At 38.4% G+C, this 7,248-nt stretch carries 7 protein-coding genes and 1 pseudogene; 2 read left to right on the top strand and 6 right to left on the bottom strand.

Annotation, left to right across the window (positions count from 1 at the left end; translation table 11 throughout):
• Window positions 1-193: 193 nt before the first annotated feature.
• Window positions 194-1,573: a UDP-N-acetylmuramate:L-alanyl-gamma-D-glutamyl-meso-diaminopimelate ligase gene (mpl, locus tag E7T07_RS10800; RefSeq protein ID WP_135711134.1), complete on the bottom strand. Its 1,380-nt coding sequence runs from the start codon at window positions 1,571-1,573 to the stop codon at window positions 194-196.
• Between the two features lie 177 nt (window positions 1,574-1,750).
• Between mpl and fbp the strand changes: the two genes are divergently transcribed.
• Window positions 1,751-2,758, top strand: a complete 1,008-nt coding sequence (gene fbp / locus E7T07_RS10795) for a class 1 fructose-bisphosphatase (RefSeq protein WP_135711133.1) — start codon at window positions 1,751-1,753, stop codon at window positions 2,756-2,758.
• A gap of 108 nt (window positions 2,759-2,866) precedes the next feature.
• Window positions 2,867-3,442: a hypothetical protein gene (locus E7T07_RS10790; protein WP_135711132.1), complete on the top strand. Its 576-nt coding sequence runs from the start codon at window positions 2,867-2,869 to the stop codon at window positions 3,440-3,442.
• Window positions 3,443-3,564: 122 nt separating this feature from the next.
• Here the strand turns inward: E7T07_RS10790 and E7T07_RS10785 are convergent, their stop codons facing one another.
• The 5 genes and pseudogenes from E7T07_RS10785 to E7T07_RS10775 all read right to left on the bottom strand — a co-directional run bounded on the left by E7T07_RS10785 (window position 3,565) and on the right by E7T07_RS10775 (window position 7,091).
• Entirely contained in the window at window positions 3,565-4,077 is a 513-nt protein-coding gene (locus E7T07_RS10785) for a hypothetical protein (protein WP_135711131.1), read from the bottom strand.
• Window positions 4,078-4,132: 55 nt separating this feature from the next.
• Window positions 4,133-4,276 (bottom strand): annotated as a pseudogene (locus E7T07_RS11290) (IS1/IS1595 family N-terminal zinc-binding domain-containing protein); the annotation flags it as partial.
• Between the two features lie 151 nt (window positions 4,277-4,427).
• Window positions 4,428-4,580: a hypothetical protein gene (locus E7T07_RS11305; RefSeq protein WP_512698610.1), complete on the bottom strand. Its 153-nt coding sequence runs from the start codon at window positions 4,578-4,580 to the stop codon at window positions 4,428-4,430.
• Between the two features lie 14 nt (window positions 4,581-4,594).
• Complete coding sequence (gene mltF, locus E7T07_RS10780; protein WP_135711130.1) at window positions 4,595-6,013, bottom strand: membrane-bound lytic murein transglycosylase MltF; 1,419 nt, start codon at window positions 6,011-6,013, stop codon at window positions 4,595-4,597.
• Window positions 6,014-6,338: 325 nt separating this feature from the next.
• A complete protein-coding gene (locus tag E7T07_RS10775; protein WP_135711129.1) occupies window positions 6,339-7,091 on the bottom strand; it encodes an esterase family protein in 753 nt (250 codons plus the stop codon).
• Between the last annotated feature and the right edge of the window lie 157 nt (window positions 7,092-7,248).

The raw sequence follows: 7,248 nt of genomic DNA, 5'->3' as shown, positions 1-7,248 counted from the left end.
TTCAAAACGAATTCTTACAAGTGCCCACACAGATTGTCTGATAAATTGTTAAAGAGCAAAAAATAACGACACGCTGGCTTTTCTTGTTTTCACAACAGCGCGTCGTTGTGTGGGGCGTATTATAGGGATTTCAAAATCCTTTGCAAGCACTTTTTTCAAAAAAGTTGAAATTAATTTATAAGCGCTGATTTATTCAACAATTTGAATATTTATTCGCTAATTTCTCCAATAATTTCTGATGTATTCCCCCAAAACTACCGTTCGACATAACAAGAATATGATCTTTCGGCTCAGCTTCCTTCACTATCATATCTACTAACTTATTTATATCCGCGCTCCAACTCGTAGGCTGCACACAATTAGCGGCAATTTCTGCCACTTCCCAAGGAATATTATCTGGCTGTAATAAAAATACATGATCCGAACGCACTAACGCCGGTGCGATTTCGCCTTTATGATGCCCCATCTTCATCGTATTAGAACGTGGTTCCAGCACTGCCAAAATACGTACACCTCCACCGACTTTATCACGAAGTGCGGTCAATGTTGCTTGAATTTCTGCAGGATGATGAGCAAAATCATCATAAACGGTAATGTCATTCATCTCACCTTTCACTTCTAAACGGCGTTTCGCATTAATAAAAGTAGAAAGTGCGTTTGCTGCATTTTCAACAGAAATACCAATATGATGTGCCGCCGCAATAGCCATCAAAGCATTATGCATATTATGTTGACCAACAATATTCCAATGCACTTCAGCCACTTTTTCGCCATGATGATAAACCGCAAACTGACTGCAATCATTCGTAATTCGTTCCGCAAACCACTCTTTATCTTGCCCTAAAAACTGAGTCTCAGACCAACATCCCATATCAAGCGTTTCTTTTGCTGTAGTTTCTGAATCAGCCGATAAAATCAAACCACTTTTTGGCATTGTCCGAATCATATGATGAAATTGGCGTTGAATAGCACGAATATCATCAAAAATATCCGCATGATCAAAACCGATATTATTGATAATCAGCGTTTTCGGGTTGTAATGAACAAATTTTGAACGCTTATCAAAAAATGCCGTATCATACTCATCCGCTTCAATCACAAAATATTGGCTATTACCTAAACGTGAAGAAATACCAAAATTCCCTGAAATCCCCCCAATTAAAAAACCGGGTTCCAACCCATTTTGCTCTAAAATCCAAGTTAACATACCTGTCGTGGTTGTTTTTCCGTGCGTACCAGATACCGCTAATACCCAGCGATGACGCAACAAATTATCATGTAACCATTGCGGGCCTGAGGTATAAGGCAAGTTATTTTCAAGCACATATTCAACACAAGGATTTCCGCGTTTCATTGCGTTGCCTACAATCACCATATCTGGTGCGGGTTGTAACTGCTCTACACCAAAATTTGGAATAATCTTAATACCGCTATTTTCTAAGAATGTAGACATGGGTGGGTAAACGTTCGTATCCGATCCAGTGACATGATAGCCCAGTTGTTTTGCGATCATGGCAACACCGCCCATAAATGTGCCACAAATGCCTAAAATATGAATATGTTTATTGTTCATGTTCTTCTCTTAATTTGCTTCCGTAATAAATTATGCGATCTCGATCACATTGTTTAAATCTCGTGATTTGCTAAGAAATACGAAACGTTATAATAATCTAAGTTGTATATTCAAGTCTATCGCAGAATAAGTGCGGTCATAATCTCTTGAATTTTAGCTATTTTTAGGAGCAATCAAATGAAAACCCTAGATGAATTCATCGTAGAAAAACAAATGGAATTTCCTCACGCCAAAGGCGCATTAACTGGCATTCTCTCATCAATTCGATTAGTGGCAAAAATTATCCATCGCGATATTAACCGTGCAGGATTAACAACCGATATTTTAGGCTTGGCGGATAATGAAAACATACAAGGTGAGAACCAAATGAAACTCGATGTTTTCGCCAATGAAACCATTAAACGCGCACTAATGGCACGAGAAGAAGTAGCAGGTTTCGCCTCGGAGGAAGAGGACTCTTTCATTGCCTTTGATACAGAACGTGGTAGAAATGCCAAATATGTGATTTTAACCGATCCCCTTGATGGCTCTTCCAATATAGATGTGAATGTCGCCGTTGGTACGATTTTTTCTATTTATCGCCGAGTTTCCCCAATAGGAACCCCGGTGACATTAGAAGATTTTATGCAACCAGGGCACAAACAGGTTGCTGCGGGTTATGTGGTATATGGTTCATCAACCATGTTAGTTTATACTACAGGCAATGGTGTACACGGTTTTACCTACGATCCCTCTCTTGGCGTATTTTGCCTATCTCACGAAAATATGCAAATTCCACCAACAGGAAAAATTTACTCGATCAACGAAGGGCAATATCTCAAATTCCCAATGGGCGTAAAAAAATATATTAAATATTGCCAAGAAGAAGATGCCGCCACACAGCGTCCTTATACATCACGCTATATAGGCTCACTTGTTTCAGATTTCCACCGCAATATGCTCAAAGGAGGAATTTATATTTACCCAAGTGCAACCACCTATCCTAACGGCAAACTACGCTTATTATATGAAGGAAATCCAATGGCTTTTTTAGCCGAACAAGCAGGCGGTATCGCAACGGATGGTTATCATCGTATTTTGGATATTATTCCAACCGAACTTCATCAAAGAGTTCCACTTTTTGTGGGTTCAAAAGAAATGGTGGAAAAAGCCCAAAGCTTCATGGATGAATTTAAAAATGAATAAATTAAACATAATTTAATTGACTGAAAAATGCCAATTGCCTATCATTGACAAAAATTATCGAGCCGACACTATAATGTTGGCTCTTTTCTTGTCAACTCAGGAGTTAAAATGAACAAAAAAGCCAGTTTAGCATTGTTATTAGCCGCATCCACACTCTTCGTGGGATGCGACAAAATAAAAGGTGTAGAAAAAAACACACCGGCAACCCAAAATCAACAAAATACACAGCAACAAGCCCAAACAACACAAGGGCAACCTTTACCCGCAATTCAACCTAGCCAAGCAGAACTTTCACAACAAGAACTCATGCTACAAGTGTTCAATAAATCAGTGAATATTTCTGCAATCTCTCGCAATATCGCTCAAGATAATCAAAAAAATGAAGGAATGTTGATTACTTATCGTATTGAGAATAAAGGTCAAAAAGCAATCGCCTCAATTGCTTGGCGTTCTGTTTTCACACTAAATAATCAAGCTGTGCACACCACTAATGTAGGCGTAAACCTTGCACAACAGCCTTTCCAACCGGGAGCAACAATTGAAGTAAAAGCATTAGATTTATTCAAAGCGATGCCAAAACCGGCACAGGAAATCATCAAAGATCCAAAACAATCTCTTAACATTTTATTTGTTGCACGCGAAATTACCTTTGCAGATGGCTCAAAAGTGGTTATTTCTAAATAATTAACCGGTATTATGTAGCAGTTGCACAAAGCCTAAACTCAAATCTAACCGCCATAAAAAAATGCCTTTAACCAATTAAATTTAAAGGCATTTTAGTTCAAGTTAGATCTAACAATGTATGCTTATTCAAATGGAATGCTACCTTCTAATAGTAACTCAAGTTCTTCATCAGTAAACGTGATAGGTGTTGATTTTCGTCTTTCTTTCTCTCTTTCTAAGAGCATTTCTTCCATTATTCGGGGAAAAGTTTGTTCTGCTCGTAATACATAATCTGATTGAGTGAGTAAATCTCTTACACTCATTGGGCAACGTAAACGAGTGGTATCTTCTGCAAAGCTCACTTCTACTTTAGGTCTTTTATTTTCTTCGCTTTCATCGTCATCAAGGTTGATGCATATATCAAAAACGGCTAATACCACTTGATTATCTGCGATTTCGTATGCACCATAAATGGTAAATAAGCTATATAGCGGACGATCTATTTGTTTAGCGATACTACTCAAGGAGTTATGCAGGGAAAAGAAACTGAAATCAAAGGTAGATTCTGAATAAATCGTTGCTAATCCTTTCATAAATTCCTTAAAATCCTCATAGGACATTTTACGTAAATCAACGTTAAGTGATGTGTCTGTCATTGTGTTCCCCTTGATTGACGAGTGAAATTTTCCAAATAGGCAATATGTTCATTTTTCATCTCTCCCCATAGGCATATTCCATCCAAAGTTGATGATTATCCAGCCTAATTCCACCTAAAAATTGCTTGTCACAATGGTTACATTTATAGCGTTGTTTGTCTTTAATTTTGCCGTATTTTTGTACATCAGGACTTGAGCAATAAAAGCATTTTTTGTATTCAAAACCTTTGAACCTCGTAAAATCCTTTTACTACAAGGCGTTAACGAGATTTTGACCATTAATTTTGTCCTTTAAGCCGGAAAATGCATAAAAATAAACCGCACTTGACTTAAAAAGTGCGGTAAAAAAATTATTCATTTTGTAAAATGAAGAAGTGTAAGTTTTTACGCTCTGCAATTTTATTTTTATGACGGCGAAGTTGTTTTAATCGATGAGTGCGCCGCGCTCTTGATAAGCTTAAGGATTTTCGACTTTTCTTTAAAAAAGTTCTTCTTGTAGCCATAATGTCACCTTATCCTATTTTTCCTGATGAGTTATTGTGTTGGATGTATCACCATTTTGTGCGTCTTGAACACGGTGATAATTTGTGATGCTATTCATATAACGGCGGATATTTTCCACATATTGAAACGCTTCATAACCGCGAGCATAGCCATACTTTAAGTTAGAATAATGACGCTTTTCTGCCAATAAGGGAAGATTTTTTTTCACATCAACCCAATTATCCGGATTTCCACCGAGATTTTTCGTTAATCGGCGAGCGTCTAAAATATGACCTAACCCCATGTTATAGCCAGCCAATGCAAACCAGATTCTATCTTCTTGGGGAATACTGTCAGGCACTTGTGCAATAAGCCAATGTAAATATTCAGAGCCGGCTTTGATACTTTGTTCTACATCCATTCGATCTTGAATTTTCATTCGTTCTGCCGTGGCTTTGGTTAACATCATTATACCGCGCACACCGGTTGGCGAAGTGGCATTTTCATCCCAGTGTGATTCTTGATAAGCCACCGCAGCCAATAAACGCCAATCTAAATCGCCTTGATATTTTTCAAATAACGGTGCGTATTTCGGCAGGACTTTTTCAATGGCTTGCGTGTAGGAACGCATATCCACATAATCAAATTTACGGAAATGATTAAAGTATTTTTCTTCTATGCGCGCGATGAGTCCATTTTCAATGGCACTGTTCATAAAATCAAGTAGCGCAGCTTGTAAATCATTATAAGAACTATTGGGAAGATACCAATGCACACTGGCTTCATCGGTCACGTCAAAAGCAACGGCTAATTCAGGTCTAACTTGTTGAGCCGCGGACACATCAATGGAATTAGCGATAGTATAGTCAATCTTTCCATCCGCGACTTGCAATAATAAACTTTCTGGCGTACGGCGATTTTGTAATGTCCAGGTGAGATTTGGTAATTTTTCTCTCTGTTCAGCGAGAATTTCTAGTAATTGCGGATGATTCGTGACCGCTAATTTTCCTTTTAATTGAGCTAATGAAGTTGGGCGTGTTTCCCCTTTCCGATAAACGAGTTGCCAAGATGCAGAATAATAAGCAGGGCCTAATTGAAATTGTTCTAATTTTTTCGGGTGATAAAGCAAATTGGCGGCAGCGACATCGATTTGATGTGCTTCTAATGCAGCAAAGAGATCTTCGATATTTTCAAAGACTTCGATTTTTAATTCAACTGCTAAATAATCCGCAAAGGCTTTACTAAGATCGTATTCCAACCCTGCCTGTCCTTCCGCATTAATAAAATAAGAAACAGGGTTATTTAACGTACCGACAATTAATGAACCACGCTCTTTCAAGGCAGTATAATGATTTTCTTCAGAGCGCATTAATTGTTGCCATGGGAAAACCATATCAATCGCCCATAGCAGTAACGCAACTGCTGCAAATATTCGGATAACTAAACCTTTCAAATGAAACCTACAAAATTAAAAATAGTAACCATGGCATTTTAACGATTAATTTAGGAAATGCAAAAATAGAATATAACAATAATGAGAAAACAACAAATTGGTTGGAGAAAGAACCGAAATATAAGTTATCTATTTATAACGGTTAATGAAGTGGCATAAGATTATGTTAGAAAAGGATTTCTTATAAAGAGAGTTGGTAATAATTAGAAGAATAATTATTACCAACTCTTTTATTTACTATGTCAAATCATTAATTATGAGTGCTAAAGCTACTCTATAGGAGATAATCGATTATGCCGTAGGCGCTGTCGGTATCTAACTTTAGTTAGATAATCCCTTGCTCTTCTAATTTACCTAGGAAATAAGGCATTTGCATGCGCCATAGTGGCCAATCGTGTGCCATGTCGTGTCCCCAGTAGTCGAACCAGCCTAAAATGCTTTTGCCTTCAAAGGCGGCTTGTAGGCGGCGTGTGTCGGCAACATGTTGCTCTTCCCAAGCGCCTTGTCCCACTGCAACGATATAGTGATTTTGGCGGTAACGATCTAAGAACCAGCTATCGTGTTGATTCCAAAGATAATCAATTGGCGAGTTAAAATAAACTGCTTCATCGCCGTAGTATTCATCGGTAAAGAAACGTGCATCATAGACACCGCTTAGCGCAATTGCCGTATCAAATAGATCTGGGTGGCGGAGCGCAAAGTTAATCGTATGGTAAGCTCCCATGCTGCAACCTGTTGCGATCATTGTGCCGCCCCAATGAGATTCGTGGCGGATTAATGGCACTAATTCATTCACAATATAGCGGTCGTAAGCGTTATGCGCTTGTGCCATATCGTGTCCCGATTTCCATTCTGCAAGCCAAGATTCGCTATCAAAAGAGTCGGGGGTATAGAATTTAATTAAGCCACGCTCAATAAAAGAACGGCAAGCATCAATCATACCAAAATTGCCGTATTCGTTTTGGTTTCCACCTGATGAAGGGAACACAATAACAGGTTTACCTGCATGTCCATAGACGTTGAAATACATTTCACGTCCTAATTCACCACTCCAGTGGCTACGTCTTTCAAAGTGCATTGATTGTTGTCCTTTATATATTAGTAGGGACACACTGCGTGTGTCCGCTACTGTTAAATTCTAAAAATAGAGTGGACACACACAGTGTGTCCCTTGTATATTAAATTTATAGTAAACTAGCAACATAAACCATAACGTTATCCACAGCTTGGGTGTC

It is taken from the genome of Actinobacillus porcinus, assembly GCF_901764995.1.
Classification (GTDB): domain Bacteria; phylum Pseudomonadota; class Gammaproteobacteria; order Enterobacterales; family Pasteurellaceae; genus Exercitatus; species Exercitatus porcinus.
This window is presented reverse-complemented; position numbering and strand designations above follow the sequence as displayed.

What these genes read in the sequence shown, in the direction of transcription:
- mpl (WP_135711134.1), bottom strand. Translation starts at nt 1,573, where the DNA reads ATGAACAATAAACATATTCATATTTTAGGCATTTGTGGCACATTTATG.
- fbp (WP_135711133.1), top strand. Translation starts at nt 1,751, where the DNA reads ATGAAAACCCTAGATGAATTCATCGTAGAAAAACAAATGGAATTTCCT.
- E7T07_RS10790 (WP_135711132.1), top strand. Translation starts at nt 2,867, where the DNA reads ATGAACAAAAAAGCCAGTTTAGCATTGTTATTAGCCGCATCCACACTC.
- E7T07_RS10785 (WP_135711131.1), bottom strand. Translation starts at nt 4,077, where the DNA reads ATGACAGACACATCACTTAACGTTGATTTACGTAAAATGTCCTATGAG.
- E7T07_RS11305 (WP_512698610.1), bottom strand. Translation starts at nt 4,580, where the DNA reads ATGGCTACAAGAAGAACTTTTTTAAAGAAAAGTCGAAAATCCTTAAGC.
- E7T07_RS10775 (WP_135711129.1), bottom strand. Translation starts at nt 7,091, where the DNA reads ATGCACTTTGAAAGACGTAGCCACTGGAGTGGTGAATTAGGACGTGAA.